Raw genomic sequence first — 17,278 nt, 5'->3', positions numbered from 1 at the left:
GCGTAGAGTTTAGATAAGGATTACTTAAAAATAGTAAAATCCTTTCATACTTCCGCTTCAGAACATGCCTATTTCGGCAAAGCAGGCGTACATGTTTCCATCGTATGCCGATTTGACGATAACCCTGAAATACCTGAATGTCAGAGGAGCAGCAAATGAGAAGTTCTGTGTGCCAGTATTATTGGCTGCTACGAAATTGCCTGCACTGGAAAAATTGTTACCATCAGTGCTGTATTGTATTTCCAGGTCTTTTATCGATCTGATCAGGGATTGTCTTTGGAGAAAAGTAAAACCATTGACTTTTTGTGTCTGCCCCATGTCAACGGTGATCGTATCGGGGAAGGGCGCTGGATCGTTCGACCATCGCGAGTGCCAGTAGGTAGCTGGATTGTTGTCTATAACATTAATGGCAGCTCCGTTATCTGCCGCAGTTTCTTGTGAACTGAAACTTTTAACAGACCAGCCTTGCTTGCTGATCTCATTAACAGTACTAAAGTTCATGACAGGAACACCATTCTTGAAAGTATATGTATAGATGGTTTCAGTGATGTTTCCGTTCTGGTGTATCAGTTTTACTTTCAACTCATAAGGTATGCTGTCTTCTTTGTGTTCCAGGTCGGATATTTTCATTTCTACATAAAAACTGTCGGTACCTATGGGTTTCGATTCCCACGCAATAGCATTGTAGTCCGTATTTGCCCCGGTACCTTCGTTATTTACGTTCGGGTCATTAAAATAGGTTACATCGGTCACGGGTACATCTGCGTTGAATTTTCCTGAAAGTACAATCGCTCCTTTTGTTGCATTGTAAGAAGCGTTGATACTGGTAATGAATGCTTTGACCGGACCATAATAAGTTTTGGCATCTGTATTGAATACCTGGTTTACGTTTAATACCGCACAATCGGCGGCTGATAAGAAAGTAGGTGATTGTCCGAAGGTGTTGTTCCCAGCTCCCATCAGTGTTATTCCCAGTGGATTCACTTCGCTCATTTTCGAATAGTTGTGAGCCAGGCCCAATCCGTGTCCCAATTCATGGGTCATTCCGCCAAACCATTTGGTCAGACGTTTTCCAAGCATATTTTTTTGTCCCAGGTATTGGATGTTAAAGTCGGGATAGTCCAATGCAAAGGCCCATCTTCCCAATCCATAGAAAGGAGGGCCATCTGGCTCACCACTCGCATCATATGTATAAGCTGGTGTAATTACCAGGGTGCATTCACTTGTTTTATCCAGCGGATGGTCCTTAAAATAACTATTGATCTCCAATACCATGTTTCGACCGCTTTCTGAACCTGAAGAAGGGAACATACTTTTCGGATTCCTGTCATAAATCGTGATGATCTTGATGAGTTGCGTAGAAGGGTCGGCGAGTAATCCAAAAGTTTTGTCGCCATATCCGTTGCGTAGCATTTCCGATTTGAACCAGTTGCGATCGTATAACAGCAAAGCACTCAAACGTTGGATATACCCCTTGATGGTATCTACATCGCTGGGAACGAAATAAACAATGTTAAGGTTATGAACCCTGTCGGAACTAAAATTCCCAGCATTAGGCCCAGATGGTTTTTGAGCGACAGCAGGAGGGGCGGGGGGTGCCTGTACATCAGATTTAGAGCAGGAAGCCAATGCCCATAACAATACTGCTGCGGAAAAGATTTTTTTCATCAGGTTGTCATTTGAGCAGGGGGCTCTGTATAAAATTACGACTCCATTATGAATCCTGCAAATAAGGCATTAAAATTTTTCCTTATGACTATTGTAGACTTTAATTGCTTTTTTTAAGTGATGATCTCTGTTGAGGGATATGATGCCTGATCCTATTAACGATCCTAATAAAATAGTGATAGGAACTGGTGCCTTATCGAAAGCATTGCCAGGGGAATTGTTTTGATTGCTGAGCTGTATGCAGGTTGCAAGGAAAGCAGTAATAACAACTGGCCACGCGACAGAAAGCGCATGGCCATTGCGGGAATATGCTTTCATTTCATCAGCGGAGCCCGGGTAATTTTTTAGGATAGACACTACTGATCTTTTATTCAGCTTTTCACCATTCAATGTATAAACCTCCCGAAAATATTTCCCTAAGCGGATTGTTCTTCGTGTAATAGTGCTGTCATTGTGTGTAGAAAAACTGCTATCCGGAATTTGTGCCTGTACGAGAAATGGACTCCAGCATAATAGCGCTAGTAGGAGTAAATAATGTTTCATAAGGCTTAGATATGGCCTACTGAAAACATTCAATCTAAGGTTAATATGAAGTTAATGCCAGTAAATAAAGTGTTAAGATGTTTGGCCATAATCTGGATATAACAGCGAAGCCTCCAAACTCATAGATGCTTCGCTGTTGCTTTCTGATCAAAGGTTGCTACAGTGTAACCGATACATGCAAATTTCCTCTCCAGTTTAACCTGGTTTGGCCATCGGCATAGCGTTGACTGAAAGGCGCCTGTGCATTCAAACCAACTGTAAAACGTTGCAGGTTCATTTCCACACCGGCAGAAGCAGTGGCGATATATCCTCCTGTTGCATCTACCGGTTGGCGATGGAGCACATCGCCTGCCGTATACTCATACATGGCTCCGATATTGGGTAGCAGGTTGATTTCTTTACCAACAGGGAAACTGTAAAAAGCAATGCTGTTGACGGTTAGCTTATCTCCGAAACGATAAGCATCTTTAGCCGTATTGAGTTTGTAACTGGCGATGGTATTCACGCCACAGTTGCCAACACGCACGTTATAAATGGCATTGAACAGGAAATCGATACTGCCGGTTCCCAATTGTGCATTCACATCTCTTACAGTAAGGTTGGGGTCTTTGACATTCACACCGAAGGTGCCGGTAGGCAGCTTTACGCCACCGCCGATCCACAGTTGCTGCTCCGTACCCCTCCTGTTTCCCCTGGTCATTTTGTGCAACACCTGATAATTGGCAAGCAGGGTAATATCGCCCACGCCGTTTCGATGACTAATGCCGTCGTCATCAATCTGCTTGTTGAGGTGATAAGGTATAAAGCCCAGTAATTGCCAGTGCCTGCCTGCATTCAAACCGCCCCAGACTTCAACGGTGTTGTAAAAATTTCTGCTGAACTGCGAAGAGTCTGCTGCGAGCCGTGTATTGTAATTCATATAATGGTAACGAAGACCGATGAATTTGCTTTTGAAATGAGGCAGCAGGCCCATATAAAAATTACCGCCTCCGCATCCGCAGATATCACAAGCGAAACTGTTCAAGCCGGCAGTTATGAAAACTATGATGAGTAATGTCTTTTTCATATTGGTTGATGAGTTGGGTAAATGACATATCATCCGGCTAATTCAGCCGGTGTAATACGTGTGAGAAATTTATCTATAGCTAATAGAGAGAAGAAGGCTACGCAGTAGGAGGATGAAAGACAGCCTGTGATCGATCGACCAATTTATGAGCCTTGTAATCAGGATAGACGTCTACCCCTGCATTCACTTCTTGAAACTGGTAACTGGCAAAAAAAGATTTTGAAGAGATCACTTCATTACCCTTTTCAATTTTCAGGTTGGGGTTTTGCCTCTCCTTGTTGTCTTCCTGTTTCAGTCTTTTGGAAAGCTGGCATCTGCCGCAACAACGCATTTTGAGGTTGGCCTTGTTGATACAGAGGGTTTTAGCAATGTATGCTTGGTTAGCGTAGAAGTTGACAACAATCACAGCTTTGCTGAATATCTGCGCAGAAAACGCAATCAGAAATACCGCTGCCGTGAATTGTTTAAACATTGACTATTAAGCTGTATAAATTTCCGGACAAAGGTAGTATGAATCCCATCGAAATATGAGTATTTTTAAACTGATTGTTATCAATACTATATATGACTTAAATCTTGTTCTATGAAAAAAAGCATTTTGTACCTCTTTACCCTGGTAATCATTGTGTCTGTTCATGCACAGGAAAAAAATTACAAAGTGGTATTCGATATGTCCAGCAAGGATACCGTCAACCAACAGGCGGTCACCCGCGAAATTGGACTCATCAAAGGCGCTTCACCGGAAGCGAAATTGGAAGTTGTGGTGTATGGCCAGGGGCTCGACCTGGTAGTCAAGGGCCACTCTTCGCAACAGGCCGCTGTAGAGCAACTCATTGCCGATAACAAAGCAAGCTTCAAAGTCTGCGCCATGACCCTGAAAAGGAATAACCTCACCAAAGATCAATTAGTGCCCGGCGTGGAAGTCGTACCCGACGGCATTTATGAGATCATCTCAAAACAGCGGGATGGTTGGGGCTATATCAAAGTGGGGCATTAACCGCTACAGAACCGATCCGAAATGTTTATACATGGCTTTGGGAAAATCAGCCAGGGCTACTTCCGGTGCATCAATATCTGGATGCCAGAGTTTTTCCCATTCAAAACTGTAATAACCTTTGTATCCGCCTTTGTATAGTGCGTCGATGGCTTCGAAAATGGGTACTTCTCCCTGGCCCAGCAATACATAATGCTCTTTGCCATTAACATACTTAAAGTCTTTGAGGTGGGTATGGAAAATATAATCTTTCAATTGGGCATAGACAGATGCGGGTGATTCCTTTTCTTTCGTCCACATATTAGCCACATCCCATACCATGCCCACATGCGGATGCTTCGACGCATCCATGATCATTTTCAACTCATTGGTCTTCACCGCATCGCCATGCGATTCGAGCAACACTTTAACGTTTTTGCCCTGCGCATAATTACCCAGTTCCAGTAATCCGCTGATGATCCTGTCGATCGTTGCTTTGCGCTGGTCGTCTTTGGGCAGACTGTTAGGGAATACGCGCACATAAGGACAATTCAATTGTTGCGCCAGGTCGATGAACTGTTTGGCAGCAGCTATGTTTTTTTGCCTTGTCTCAACATTAGCATGGTGTAATTCGGCAGAAGAGCCCAGGTCAACAAACCGCAATCCTTTGTCGGTTGCCTGTTGCAGACTGGCCGCAATTTTTTCAGTTGTACTGAACTCGGGGCATTTTCCCAGATCGATCTGTCGTTGGATTCCCCTGATCTCGATGCCGTTGTAACCGTTTAGCTGAGCGAAGTCTAGTATCTGGGAGTAGGTCCAGTCAGGGCAACCCAACGTAGAGAAAGCCAGCAAAGGCTTATGTTTTTTTATTGCGTTTCCGAATGCAGTCGCTGCAAAAGGAACAGGCAGGACAGCAAGGCCGGTCTTCAGAAAATTTCTGCGGGAAAATGACTTCATAAAGAATATACTTTATAGGTTAAGAAATGCTTGCACGGTTTGTTTATTTTGAACACTGCTTTCGCTGGGTTGGCAACCGCCAACAGCGATCAGTGTATTGCCTTTGAAAGGCAGGTAACCGCCGTTGTTATCGCGGGTAGACAATTCTTCTGCACCGAGTTTGAAGCTGACAGTTGCGCTTTCTCCTGCTTTCAATGAAATCCTGCGGAACCCTTTCAGTGAGCGGATCGCATCTTGTTGTGCAGCATGATGGGATACATAGCGTTCAACCACTTCTTCTCCGTTTCTGCTTCCTGTATTCTTCACAGTGGCATGCACAGTAACTGTTTTATTGCCTTTGATAGGAACAAGTTGCAGGTTGCCATAAGCTTTGATGGGATGGAGTACCAGTTGAAAGAAAGCATATCCACCACTGCGGGGCGCATCTGTAAGCCTGGGCAGTTTGCAGATATTGCCCCAGTTGTCGTCGCAAAGCGGCAGTGTAATATCGTCGGGCACGCGCATGCCAATGCTGACGGTCTTTTCATTGGTAGCGCGTTGCATGCCTTTTCTCCAGAAGTCGGCCAGTACGGTAGCATTGCTGTCATAATTCCATAAACCTTTGCCATACCGCCTCCATTCCACATGTGCGCGCATGAGTGGTTCGTGGTGCGTAGTACCAATCACTATGCCGTATTGTTCGGCAGTGCAGATGTTCAGGCTATCGGCCTGTATTTTCTTTTCCTTCACCAACTGTTGCACCAATGCAGAATGCTGCAGGCTGCCGATGATGATGGCAGGGGCAGCGCCAGTGTTATTGTGAACGATGGATAATTTTTTCCCTGTAAGAGCTGCTATATCCTGTTGCAACAACGCAGCGGCTTTCAACACCAGGGCATCATCTGACGCGTCTACCGCGATAACCGCTTGCTGATTATGCGAAACAATAACGAAATCATTGGAGTGTTGAGCAGCGCTGCTCACTACCCGTGCCGGCAGTGGAGCAGCAGGCAGCAATAAAAAAAGAACGGGAATGAATTTTTTCATCTGCAGTATGATTTAAAACCCGATCGAATTGCCCCCGTCTACCGGCAATACCACGCCGGTGATATATTGTGCGGCATCGGAAGCAAGGAATGCTACCGCATCGCCTATATCTGCAGGCTGACCCAATACACCCATCGGCGTACGGCCCAGCGCTTTCGCTTTTCTTTCAGGATCGTTGTTCAGTGCTTTGGCCGACATGTCAGTAGCAATAAAACCCGGCGCCACACAATTAACCCGTATGCCTTTGGGCGACAGTTCTGTAGCCAAGGCCCTTGTCATGCCTTCGATGGCCGATTTGGATGCGGTATAGGCGATCACTTTTGGAATACCATATTGAGAAGCCATGGAGCTGATGTTCACGATGGAGCCACCATGTGGATTGTTCAGCATTTGCTTCACCACTTCACGCGAAAGCGCGAATACCGCGGTGAGGTTGGTGCGAATGATCCGCTCGAAATCTTCATCACTTACTTCGGTGAATTCTTTTTTCATGTTGATGCCTGCATTGTTCACCAGTATGTCTATCCGGCCATGAGCGGCAACAATGTCTGCTATTAGGTTTGGAATGGCAGAGAGCTGACTGAGATCGCAGGAATAAATGCTGCACAACCCGCCTAATTGCGCTTTGGCAGCAGCGAGTTTTGCTTCGTCGCGCCCTACAATAATGGTATGCACCTGGCGCTGCACCAATTTACCTGCAATGGCCAGACCAATGCCCGATCCGCCGCCTGTTACAATGGCTATTTTGTTTTGTTGTGCTGTTGACATCTGTTCAACGGTATTTATACTGGTTTACGGAGAGATGATTTTCTGATGATCAGTTCGGAGCGAACAATGATGGTATTGGTTTGGTGTATGTCGCTGATGCCTTTTAAATGATTGATGAGGTTCCGCGCAGCGATCTCGCCCATATCGATACCGGGGTAGTTGATGGTGGTGAGCGCCGGTTCAATGAGGTTGCCGATGGCATCATTGTTGAAACCTACTACTGCAATGTCTTGCGGAATGCGTAAGCCGTTTTCTTTGAGTGTGCGCATGCAAACAGCCGATACAAAATCATTGGTAATAAAAATGCCGTCGGGCATGGGTTTCATCTTAAGCATCCTGAGCGCCGCTTCAACGCCGGCTTTCTCACTGAGGTCGTTCACGATCAGTTGCGATTCCTCGAATTTCAATCCATGATCATGGAGCGCATCGCGGAAGCCTTTATAACGCTGCGCATACACATTCCGTTTCAGGCTGGCGGTAACGTGAACGATCTTCTTGCAGCCTTGCTCTATCAAATGCTGCGTGGCAATATAACCGCATTTGGCATTGTCGATGATCACAACAGTATTGTCGGCATCCTGTTCCACCCGGTCAAAAAAGACCAGCGGAACACCCTTTTCTTTAAAAGGTTTGAAATGATCAAGCGAAGTGGTATCGAATGCAAGAGAAGCGATGAGTCCGTCTACCCTCTTGTGAAAAAGGTTCCTGGCATTGGCGGCCTCTTTAACGGCGCTTTCAGATGAGTGGGCGATGAGGAGGTCGTACCCGGCTTCGGTAGTTATTTTTTCTATACCTGCCAGTACGGAAGTGATGAAATTACTGTTCAGTTCATGCACCAGCACGCCGATGGTATTGGTCTGGCTCTGCCGCAGGTTGCGGGCGTAATGATTGGTACGGTAGCCCAGTTCATCGGCCATATCGAATATGCGCTTCCTGGTTTTTTTGCTGATGGCGGGGTTGTCCTGCAAGCCCCGGCTCACGGTGGCGGGAGAAATGTTCAGCTTTTTGGCTATATCATATATAGTCACTTCCTTACCTGGCTTCATACAATCGCTTTCATTATAAATTATAAGGCTAAAATAGTTTTTTTACTATAAATTTTATGTAATCGGTTGCATTAATTGAAAAACTTGTTATTTTGGGCTCTAACTTTACCATGCAGCCATACGAAATATGTTATTAGGAATAGATATAGGCACTTCTTCAGTCAAAGTTTCGGTACTGGATACCCAAACTTTTCAATGCATTGCAACAGCCGCTTACCCCGATACGGAAGCAAAGATCGTTTCATTGCAACAGGGGTGGGCAGAACAATCGCCCGATCAGTGGTGGGAATATACACAGGTAGCCATTCAGCGCCTGCATGCTTCGGGTAAATACGATCCGCAAGCTATCGAAGCCATTGGCATTGCTTACCAGATGCACGGACTGGTACTTGTAGATGCTGCGCAGCAGTGTATCCGTAACAGCATCATTTGGTGTGATAGTCGCGCCGTTCCTTATGGCGATGCGGCTTTTAAAGCGCTGGGAGAAAAGTATTGTCTCTCTACGCTGCTTAACTCACCCGGTAATTTTACGGCTTCCAAGCTGGCCTGGGTGAAGGAACATGAGCCACAAGTGTACAAACGGATCGATAAACTGATGTTGCCGGGCGATTTCATTGCCATGAAACTCACGGGTACCATTACCACTACACCCGCCGCTTTATCGGAAGGTATGTTCTGGAATTTCAAAGAGCATGGTATTTCAACTGTGTTGATGGAATATTTCGGATTCGACCCTGCCTTTATACCGGAAGTGAAAAATGTGTTCGACGATCATGGAAGGATAACAGCTGCGGCTGCAACAGCGCTCTCGCTGAAACCCGGCATCCCCGTTACTTATAAAGCCGGTGATCAGCCCAACAATGCGTTGTCGCTGCACGTGATGGAGCCGGGTGAAGTAGCGGCCAATGCAGGCACTTCGGGTGTGATCTATGGCGTAACCGATGAACTGGCGGCAGACCCGCTCTCGCGCATCAACAGTTTTGCGCATGTTAACCACAGAAGCGAACAGCAACGGATCGGTGTATTGCTCTGCATCAATGGCGCGGGCATCACCAGCAGTTGGGTGCGTTCAATGGGGGCAGGCCAAACAAGTTATGCAGACCTGAACCGCAGCATCGAAGCGATTCCAGCCGGCAGTGACGGACTTTTTTTCCTGCCCTTCGGTAACGGCGCAGAACGGATGCTCAACAACCAAATGATCGGCGCGCAACTCACGGGGCTTGACTTCAACAATCATACGGCTGCGCATATATACCGGGCGGGACTGGAAGGCGTGGCGCATGCTTTCCGTTATGGGCTCGAGATCATGCAGGAGAACAGCATACGGCCCACTGTGATCAGGGCTGGCCATGCCAATATGTTTTTGAGTGATGTATTCGCTTCCAGTTTTGTAAACACCACAGGTATACCGGTTGAATTGTATGAGAATGATGGCAGTTGTGGATCGGCGCTGGGAGCGGGGATCGGTGTGGGTGCTTTTACCGCAGGCGAAGCATCGGCTTATATGAAACCGGTGAAAAGGATAGAAGTAACAGATGCAGAACAATACAACGATTATTACCAGGTATGGAAACAACACCTGAACAACCATATCAATCATCATTAAAAAATTAATAAACATGAACGAATTTTTTGCAGGCATTGGCAAAGTGAAATATGAAGGAACCGGAAGTGATAACCCTTTTGCATTTCGCTGGTATGATGAAAATAAAATAGTAGCCGGTAAAACGATGAAAGACCATTTGCGGTTTGCCTGTGCTTACTGGCATTCATTCTGCGGCAGCGGCGCCGATCCTTTTGGAGAACCTACTCATTTGTTTTCCTGGGATAAAGAACCCGATGCCGTAGCAAGAGCTAAAAAGAAAATGGACGCGGCGTTTGAATTCATTACCAAGATGGGCATACCTTATTATTGCTTTCATGATGTGGACGTGGTGGATTTTACCAACGATGTAGCAGACAATGAAAAACGCCTGCAACAGGTGGTAGCCTATGCCAAACAAAAGCAAGCGGCTACCGGTGTGAAACTCCTGTGGGGCACTGCCAACCTGTTCTCCAACAGGCGCTATATGAACGGCGCCGCCACCAATCCCGATTTTCATGTATTGTCGCATGCTGCTGCACAAGTAAAAGCGGCGCTCGATGCTACCATTGAATTAGGTGGCGAGAACTATGTATTCTGGGGAGGTCGTGAAGGCTATATGAGCCTGCTGAACACCAACATGAAAAGAGAAAAAGAACACCTGGCGCGTTTCCTGCATACCGCAAAAGATTATGCGAGAAGGAATGGCTTCAAGGGTACTTTCTTCATCGAACCCAAACCCTGCGAACCCACCAAACACCAATACGATTACGATTGTGAAACCGTGATCGGTTTCCTGCGCCAGTATGATCTGCTGGGTGATTTCAAACTGAATATTGAAGTGAACCATGCCACCCTGGCTGGTCACACGTTCACACATGAACTACAGGTAGCAGCCGACGCCGGTTTGCTGGGCAGCATGGATGCGAACCGCGGCGATTACCAGAACGGATGGGATACCGACCAGTTCCCCAACAATATCAATGAGCTTACAGAAGCCCTGCTCATCATACTGGAAGCGGGCGGTTTTGCCGGCGGCGGTATCAACTTCGATGCGAAGATCCGCCGTAATTCTACCGACGCCGAAGACCTGTTCCACGCACATATCGGCGGCATGGATGCTTTTGCAAGGGCCCTGCTCGTGGCAGATGCCATCCTCCGGCAATCGGAGTATAAAAAATTCCGCGCAACACGTTATGCCAGCTACGATAGTGGCAAAGGAAAAGCGTACGAAGAAGGTAAGTTGTCGCTGGAAGACCTGCGTGCCTATGCGATTGAGCAGGGAGAGCCTGCTATCACCAGCGGTAAACAGGAGTGGATAGAGAACCTCATCAACCGTTTTATTTAATGAGATCGTAGAAAGAGAAGACATACAATGCAAATGGAACAAACAATGCGGTGGTTCGGTCCGGATGACCCCGTAAGTCTTTCGGATATCCGGCAGGCCGGCTGCACCGGCGTGGTAACGGCCCTGCATCATATACCGGTGGGCGATATCTGGAGCATCGAAGAGATCAATCAACGCAAAGCACTGATAGAAGCCGCCGGTATGAGCTGGACGGTGATTGAGAGCCTGCCGGTGAGCGAAGAGATCAAAAAACAATCGGGGATTTATGCCCTGCATATAGAGAACTACAAACAGAGCCTGCGCAATATTGCTTTGTGTGGACTGAAAGTAGTGACCTATAATTTCATGCCCATACTGGACTGGATGCGCACCGATGTAGATTATCAGATGCCGGACGGAAGCAAAGCATTGTATTTTGAAAAAGCGGCTTTCATGGCTTTTGACCTTTTCCTGTTGAAAAGACCTGGCGCCGAAAAAGATTACACCGCCACGCAGATCAAAGAAGCCAAAGCACGATTTGAAACCATGAGCGATGCGGATAAAAAAAGGCTGTACACGAATGCCTTGCTGGGATTGCCCGGCAGTAAAGACCGTTTTACGGTAGAACAGATACTGGCTGCACTGCAAACCTATGAGCACATCGATGCAAAAAAACTGAAACAGCATTTGTTCTATTTCCTGCAACAGGTAATTCCCGTTGCCGGGGAATGTGGTTTGCAAATGGCCATCCATCCCGATGATCCGCCTTACCCGATCCTGGGCCTGCCACGTGTGGTAAGTACCGCACAGGATGTGCGGGAAATTTTACAGGCGGCGCCTTCAGCCGCGAACGGACTCTGTTTCTGCACCGGATCTTATGGCGCGCGGGCCGACAATGACCTGGCTGCGATGATCCGTGAATTCGGCGATCACATACATTTTCTCCATTTACGCAATACCAAGCGCGACGAGAAAGGGAATTTCTACGAAGCCGATCACCTGGCAGGCGATGCAGACATGTACGAGATCGTAAAAGAGATCGTGCTGCTGATGCGCAGAAGGCAATGCAGCATTCCCATGCGGCCTGATCACGGGCACCAGATGCTCGATGACCTCCAAAAAACAACCTACCCGGGTTACAGCGCCATTGGCCGTTTACGCGGACTGGCCGAACTGAGGGGACTGGAATTCGGTATCAGCAGGAACTTGCAGAAGTAATTAAAAAATAATTTCGGGAACCCTGTCCAAATTTTACCTTTCTGTTCGTCATTAGATCAGAAAACAATAAAACAGGTAAAGATGGCTAACGAAATTTATCATTCAGTGCTCATTTTCAATTTGAATGAGCGCCTTTTCATCAATGCATTGGACGGGCTTACAGAAGTACAGATTAAAGAAAGGCTTAGCGGGCATAATAACCCCATCAGTTGGATTGCGGCTCATACGGTATGGGCCAGGTACAATACACTGATGTTCCTGGGCCAACCTGCTAAAAATCCGTTCGACGCACATTTCGAAGGATTCAAAGCTTACAGCGACTCAATCGAATACCCCCTATTGGAAACCATCAAAGCAGAGTGGCATAAAGCGAGTGCTTTGTTGAAGGAGGCCTTCCAGGCAGTATCAGCAACACAGCTCGCTGCAGAATCGCCTGTTAAGAGCCCGATGGGCGACACAACCATCAGTGGTACCATAGCTTTCCTGGCCCAACACGAAAGCTATGATATCGGGCAAATTGCTTTCCTCAAAAAATATTATACCGGGGAAGCAATGAAGTACAATTAATGCAAATCATTCTTTAAACAATAAAATTCATTGGCAATGGCAGAGTATCTTTTAATATTCAGAGGAGGTGAAGCTCCTGCATTACAACAATCACCCGAAAAATGGCAAGCCCACATGCAGAAATGGACAGAATGGATGGGGGCCTTATCAGCAGTAGGTAAGTTCGGTGGTGCACAACCCCTGAAACAAGATGGTAAAGTGGTGAAAGGCAGTCAGAAAGTATTGTCAGACGGGCCGTTCATGGAAGGAAAAGAAATGGTAGGCGGTTACATGATCTGCAAAGCCGATAACTATGAAGAGGCAGTAGAGATCGCAAACGGTTGTCCGATCCTTTTGTTCGATAGCGGTATCGTGGAAGTAAGAGAGATACAGGAATTGAAAGTGTAAGTTACATTTGGCCAAAATAGCCCGGCTATTACGTACGACTATGATATCAATAAATTGACCGACCATCTTTTCCGGCGCGAATCGGGAAAGATGGTTTCTATTTTAACCAGGGTATTCGGTACAGAACACCTGGAGCTGGCAGAAGATGTGGTACAGCAGACTTTTATAGATGCTATTCATGTATGGAAACTGAAAGGCATCCCGGACAACCCTTCTGCCTGGCTGTTTCGTGTGGCGAAGAACAAAGCGATCGACAGCATCCGCCGGAATAAATATGCCGTTCAGTTCGATTTCAGCGACAGCCGGCTCACTGCCGAGGGAGAGATCATTTTGCTGCCGCAGCAAGACCGGTCGAAATGGGATGCCAAACGAATTGAACTGGGTAATGCTTATATGAATGAAGCGGCATTCGGCTCTGTGATTACTCCTTACCATATAGAAGCTGCTATTGCTTACGAACATTGCACCACTCCAAATTTTGAACAAACCAACTGGCAGCGGATACTGGAATTGTATGAGTGGCTATGCCGGGTTGCTTATTCACCCATCGCCGCACTGAATAAAACGGTGGCCATATTGCAGGTGTATGGTCCGCAACAAGCGCTGGAAGCTTTCAATGACCTGGCACCTGAAAAAGCCATCCAGTCTTATTATCTCTATCACAGTCTGTTAGGAGAGCTGTATGCTCAACTCGGCCGCAAGAATGAGGCTCAACAATCTTTTACTAAAGCGATTCAGTTGACAGGATCGGAAGCGGAAAAAAAAGTGCTGAGAAATAAAATAGCAGCGTTGATATAGTATTCAGGTGCGGGTTGCAGCCATTTTGACCTTTATTTTTGCCGAATAGTAATGTTGTTTATATTTATTATCCCATCTGTGCACATTTTGTTTCTATCTTAAAACAATGCTTATGCAGTTACGTAAACACTTGCTTGGGCTTGGGGTATGCCTTTTACTGGTATTGCCGGTTTCCTTATTCGCCATCGATACACATAATACCCGTATGTTGTCGCAACCGGCTATCAGTGCTAACCATATTGCTTTTATTTATGCAGAAGATCTTTGGGTGGCCAATCTTGATGGCTCTCAACCAAGAAGATTAACCGTTGATGAGGGCATCGAATCGAACCCGGTGTTTTCGCCCGATGGCAAGCTGATCGCTTTCAGCGCACAATACGATGGTAATACAGATGTGTTTGTGGTTCCGGTAGAAGGCGGCGTTCCCAAACGCCTTACCTGGCATCCCGGAATAGATATTGTAAGAGGCTTCACGCCCGACGGGAAAAATGTGCTGTTTATTTCAAAACGCGCTGTATTCACCAATCGATATGCCCAGCTCTTTACAGTCCCCGTTACAGGAGGCTATCCAACACAGCTGGAAATTCCCAACGCTTTCCATGCTACTTACTCGCCCGATGGGAAGTTTATGGCGTATACACCGATTGCTGAAGCTTTCCGGCAGTGGAAGCATTATCGTGGCGGTACTATTTCTACGATATCTATTTTTTCTTTTGCCAACAAATCGGTCGTTAAAATTCCGCAACCCGAAGAGGGCTGTAACGATACAGAACCCATGTGGATAGAAGACAAAATTTATTTCCTGAGTGACCGCAACGGAGAGTTCAATTTGTACGCTTACACGATTGCTTCGAAAGAGATCAAACAATTAACTGCCTACAAAGATTTTCCCATTATACATGCATCTGCCGGAAACGGAAAGATTGTATTTGAACAAGCCGGTTACCTGCACCATTTCGATCTAGCTGCTAACGCGCCTAAAGACATCACCGTAGGCATTGCAACAGATCTGCTGGAACTGCGCCAGCGTTTTGCAAAAGGCGGCCGGTACATTCGCAGCGCCGATATTTCTCCTTCGGGTAACAGGGCTGTTTTTGATTTCAGGGGTGAGATCATGACCGTGCCGGCAGAGAAAGGCGATGCGCGCAACATCACCGAAACCGATAATGCGCACGAAAAATATCCTGCCTGGTCGCCCGATGGAAAATCCATCGCTTATTTCTCCGATGCCTCCGGTGAATATACACTGCATATCAAACCACAGGATGGATCGGGGACTGCCAGGGCGCTGAAATTGAATGGAACCGGCTTCTATGCCAACATACACTGGTCGCCCGACAGTAAGAAAATATGTTTTGCAGACAATGGAAGGAATCTCTATCTGTTGGATGTAGCATCAGGAAACCAACAAAAGATAGATGCAGATGAATTATATGTGCCAGGCGCTTTCCGCGAGCAGTTCGGCGATTGGTCGCCCGATTCCAAATGGCTGGTGTATACCAAAGTAACCGGTACCTTCTTCAAAAAAGCGATCCTTTATTCGGTTGACCAGAATAAATCTTTCCCCGTAACCGACGGGTTGAGCGATGTATCGGAACCCATCTTTGACCGCGGAGGCAAATACCTGTTCTTCTTTGCTTCCACCGATGCGGGTCCGGTCGTGAACTGGTTCGATCAATCCAACAACGATACCCGTTCCACCAATTCCATCTACCTGCTCACACTGCAAAAAGAAACCATTTCACCTTTCGCCAAAGAAAGCGATGAAGAAACAAAGGGCCAGGACACTGCCAAAGCGGGTAAAAAAACAACTGAAACTTTCCGCATCGACCTGGACGGCATCCAGGAGCGTACCATCGATATACCCCTGAAAGCGGGTAATTACCACGGTTTGGGCATGGGTAAGGAAGGAGAATTGCTGTACGTAGTATATGGTTATGATGGAGCTGCCGGTATGCTGCACAAATACGACATCAAAAAAAGAAAAGACAATGAGGTGATGGAGCTCGACGGATACATCATTGCTGCCGATGGCAAGAAAATGCTGTATAACAAAAGCGGCGCCTGGGGTATCGCACCCACAGGCGATAAGCCGGAACCCGGAAAGGGCATGCTCAATACCGCCGACCTGCAGGTGAAGTTTGATCCGTTAGCAGAATGGCCGCAGATATTCGATGAAGCCTGGCGTATCAACCGCGATTATTTTTACGATCCCGGCATGCACGGTGTTGACTGGGCAGCTACCAAAAAGAAATATGCGCAATTCCTGCCCGATCTTTCCTGCCGCAGCGACCTGAATACCCTCATACAATGGATGTGCAGTGAACTGGCGATAGGCCACCACCGGCTCACCGCGTTTGGTGAAAGAAGAATGAATCCGGCTGTTGTTAACGGTGGGTTACTGGGCGCTGATTTTGCCATTGCGAACAACCGTTACCAGCTCAAAAAAATATATGGCGGACTCAACTGGAACCCTAACCTCCGTTCACCGCTTACCGAACCGGGTGTGAATGCGAAAACAGGAGAATACATTTTAGCAGTGAACGGAAAAGACGTAACAGCGACAGAAAATATTTTCCAGTTTTTTGAAGCAACCGCCGGGAAGATCGTTACGCTGACCATTGGCCCGAACCCTGATTACACCGGCTCCCGCACGGTGAAAGTAGTGCCGGTGGAAAACGAGACCGACCTGCGCAACAGGGATTGGGTGGAAGGTAACCTGAAGAAAGTAGAAGAAGCAACCAAAGGGCAGGTAGCTTATGTGTACGTACCTAACACCGCCGGATTGGGCTTCGAATACTTCAAACGTTATTTCTTCCCCCAGGCCAATAAAAAAGCCATCATCATTGATGAGCGTTTCAATGGGGGCGGACAGTTGGCCGATTATTACATCGACATCTTACAAAGACCTTTACAGGCGTACTGGCACACACGGTATGGCAATGATCTCAAAAGTCCCAGCGCTTCTATACAAGGCCCCAAAGTAATGTTGATCGATGAAACAGCCGGCTCGGGTGGTGATATGCTGCCCTGGATGTTCCGCAAATTCAAAGTGGGTACCTTAGTAGGCAAACGCACCTGGGGCGGACTGGTAGGCATTCTCGGTTTTCCCGAATTCATGGATGGCGGTGGCGTAACAGCGCCGAATGTGGGTATCTGGACCAAGGACGGCTTTGTAGTAGAGAACGTAGGTGTGGCGCCCGATATAGAAGTGGAACAAACGCCTTCGGAAGTGATCAAAGGCAACGATCCGCAACTGCAGAAAGCCATTGAAGTAGCCATGAAAGAATTGCAACAGCATCCGCAGGAAGCGCCCCAGCGGCCGCCTTTCCCGGTAAAAGTGAAGAAATAA

The 17,278-nt window shown here is 47.0% G+C and carries 16 protein-coding genes; 8 read left to right on the top strand and 8 right to left on the bottom strand.

All coding sequences use genetic code 11. The annotated features are described in order from the left end of the window. Positions 1–57: 57 nt before the first annotated feature. The 4 genes from BLU98_RS04300 to BLU98_RS04285 form a co-directional block, all read right to left on the bottom strand. Positions 58–1,668, bottom strand: a complete 1,611-nt coding sequence (locus tag BLU98_RS04300) for a discoidin domain-containing protein (RefSeq protein WP_092722352.1) — start codon at positions 1,666–1,668, stop codon at positions 58–60. A gap of 69 nt (positions 1,669–1,737) precedes the next feature. Beyond that, entirely contained in the window at positions 1,738–2,211 is a 474-nt protein-coding gene (locus tag BLU98_RS04295) for a hypothetical protein (RefSeq protein WP_139173831.1), read from the bottom strand. A gap of 157 nt (positions 2,212–2,368) precedes the next feature. Beyond that, positions 2,369–3,277 (bottom strand): hypothetical protein, encoded by a 909-nt coding sequence (locus BLU98_RS04290; protein ID WP_092722348.1) that lies wholly within the window; start codon positions 3,275–3,277, stop codon positions 2,369–2,371. 97 nt (positions 3,278–3,374) lie between these two features. Further along, on the bottom strand, positions 3,375–3,749 hold the full coding sequence (locus BLU98_RS04285) for a hypothetical protein (RefSeq protein WP_092722346.1): 375 nt from the start codon (positions 3,747–3,749) through the stop codon (positions 3,375–3,377). A gap of 111 nt (positions 3,750–3,860) precedes the next feature. On the opposite strand from BLU98_RS04285, the gene BLU98_RS04280 reads away from it, so the two are divergent. Further along, positions 3,861–4,274, top strand: coding sequence for a DsrE family protein (locus BLU98_RS04280; protein ID WP_092722344.1), 414 nt, complete (start codon positions 3,861–3,863; stop codon positions 4,272–4,274). 3 nt (positions 4,275–4,277) lie between these two features. Here the strand turns inward: BLU98_RS04280 and BLU98_RS04275 are convergent, their stop codons facing one another. From BLU98_RS04275 to BLU98_RS04260, 4 genes are read right to left on the bottom strand one after another with little or no spacing between them, the layout of a single operon-like run. Next, positions 4,278–5,207, bottom strand: a complete 930-nt coding sequence (locus BLU98_RS04275) for a sugar phosphate isomerase/epimerase family protein (RefSeq protein ID WP_092722342.1) — start codon at positions 5,205–5,207, stop codon at positions 4,278–4,280. 12 nt (positions 5,208–5,219) lie between these two features. Next, entirely contained in the window at positions 5,220–6,233 is a 1,014-nt protein-coding gene (locus BLU98_RS17685) for a glycosyl hydrolase 115 family protein (protein WP_257574694.1), read from the bottom strand. A 12-nt stretch (positions 6,234–6,245) separates the two neighbouring features. Then, positions 6,246–7,001 (bottom strand): SDR family NAD(P)-dependent oxidoreductase, encoded by a 756-nt coding sequence (locus BLU98_RS04265; protein ID WP_092722340.1) that lies wholly within the window; start codon positions 6,999–7,001, stop codon positions 6,246–6,248. 14 nt (positions 7,002–7,015) lie between these two features. After that, complete coding sequence (locus tag BLU98_RS04260; RefSeq protein WP_092722338.1) at positions 7,016–8,047, bottom strand: LacI family DNA-binding transcriptional regulator; 1,032 nt, start codon at positions 8,045–8,047, stop codon at positions 7,016–7,018. A gap of 127 nt (positions 8,048–8,174) precedes the next feature. Here BLU98_RS04260 and BLU98_RS04255 point away from each other — a divergent pair, with 127 nt between their 5' ends. The 7 genes from BLU98_RS04255 to BLU98_RS04225 all read left to right on the top strand — a co-directional run bounded on the left by BLU98_RS04255 (position 8,175) and on the right by BLU98_RS04225 (position 17,278). Further along, a complete protein-coding gene (locus BLU98_RS04255; protein WP_092722336.1) occupies positions 8,175–9,653 on the top strand; it encodes a xylulokinase in 1,479 nt (492 codons plus the stop codon). A 13-nt stretch (positions 9,654–9,666) separates the two neighbouring features. After that, entirely contained in the window at positions 9,667–10,977 is a 1,311-nt protein-coding gene (gene xylA, locus BLU98_RS04250; protein WP_092722334.1) for a xylose isomerase, read from the top strand. 33 nt (positions 10,978–11,010) lie between these two features. Beyond that, entirely contained in the window at positions 11,011–12,174 is a 1,164-nt protein-coding gene (gene uxuA, locus BLU98_RS04245) for a mannonate dehydratase (protein WP_092722463.1), read from the top strand. Positions 12,175–12,255: 81 nt separating this feature from the next. Further along, complete coding sequence (locus BLU98_RS04240; RefSeq protein ID WP_092722332.1) at positions 12,256–12,741, top strand: DinB family protein; 486 nt, start codon at positions 12,256–12,258, stop codon at positions 12,739–12,741. 36 nt (positions 12,742–12,777) lie between these two features. After that, complete coding sequence (locus BLU98_RS04235) at positions 12,778–13,128, top strand: YciI family protein (RefSeq protein ID WP_092722330.1); 351 nt, start codon at positions 12,778–12,780, stop codon at positions 13,126–13,128. Between the two features lie 54 nt (positions 13,129–13,182). Further along, positions 13,183–13,926: an RNA polymerase sigma factor gene (locus BLU98_RS04230; protein ID WP_092722328.1), complete on the top strand. Its 744-nt coding sequence runs from the start codon at positions 13,183–13,185 to the stop codon at positions 13,924–13,926. A 112-nt stretch (positions 13,927–14,038) separates the two neighbouring features. Further along, on the top strand, positions 14,039–17,278 hold the full coding sequence (locus BLU98_RS04225) for a S41 family peptidase (protein WP_092722326.1): 3,240 nt from the start codon (positions 14,039–14,041) through the stop codon (positions 17,276–17,278).

Source organism: Hydrobacter penzbergensis, from assembly GCF_900106985.1.
GTDB classification, from domain to species: Bacteria; Bacteroidota; Bacteroidia; order Chitinophagales; family Chitinophagaceae; genus Sediminibacterium; species Sediminibacterium magnilacihabitans.
The sequence above is the reverse complement of the archived record's forward strand: the minus strand, read 5'-3'. Positions and strand labels throughout refer to the sequence as shown.

Coding starts and splice junctions, on each gene's coding strand:
- BLU98_RS04265 (WP_092722340.1), bottom strand. CDS start 7,001: ATGTCAACAGCACAACAAAACAAAATAGCCATTGTAACAGGCGGCGGA.
- BLU98_RS17685 (WP_257574694.1), bottom strand. CDS start 6,233: ATGAAAAAATTCATTCCCGTTCTTTTTTTATTGCTGCCTGCTGCTCCA.
- BLU98_RS04275 (WP_092722342.1), bottom strand. CDS start 5,207: ATGAAGTCATTTTCCCGCAGAAATTTTCTGAAGACCGGCCTTGCTGTC.
- BLU98_RS04240 (WP_092722332.1), top strand. CDS start 12,256: ATGGCTAACGAAATTTATCATTCAGTGCTCATTTTCAATTTGAATGAG.
- uxuA (WP_092722463.1), top strand. CDS start 11,011: ATGGAACAAACAATGCGGTGGTTCGGTCCGGATGACCCCGTAAGTCTT.
- xylA (WP_092722334.1), top strand. CDS start 9,667: ATGAACGAATTTTTTGCAGGCATTGGCAAAGTGAAATATGAAGGAACC.
- BLU98_RS04255 (WP_092722336.1), top strand. CDS start 8,175: ATGTTATTAGGAATAGATATAGGCACTTCTTCAGTCAAAGTTTCGGTA.
- BLU98_RS04285 (WP_092722346.1), bottom strand. CDS start 3,749: ATGTTTAAACAATTCACGGCAGCGGTATTTCTGATTGCGTTTTCTGCG.
- BLU98_RS04290 (WP_092722348.1), bottom strand. CDS start 3,277: ATGAAAAAGACATTACTCATCATAGTTTTCATAACTGCCGGCTTGAAC.
- BLU98_RS04300 (WP_092722352.1), bottom strand. CDS start 1,668: ATGAAAAAAATCTTTTCCGCAGCAGTATTGTTATGGGCATTGGCTTCC.
- BLU98_RS04225 (WP_092722326.1), top strand. CDS start 14,039: ATGCAGTTACGTAAACACTTGCTTGGGCTTGGGGTATGCCTTTTACTG.
- BLU98_RS04280 (WP_092722344.1), top strand. CDS start 3,861: ATGAAAAAAAGCATTTTGTACCTCTTTACCCTGGTAATCATTGTGTCT.
- BLU98_RS04260 (WP_092722338.1), bottom strand. CDS start 8,047: ATGAAGCCAGGTAAGGAAGTGACTATATATGATATAGCCAAAAAGCTG.
- BLU98_RS04295 (WP_139173831.1), bottom strand. CDS start 2,211: ATGAAACATTATTTACTCCTACTAGCGCTATTATGCTGGAGTCCATTT.
- BLU98_RS04235 (WP_092722330.1), top strand. CDS start 12,778: ATGGCAGAGTATCTTTTAATATTCAGAGGAGGTGAAGCTCCTGCATTA.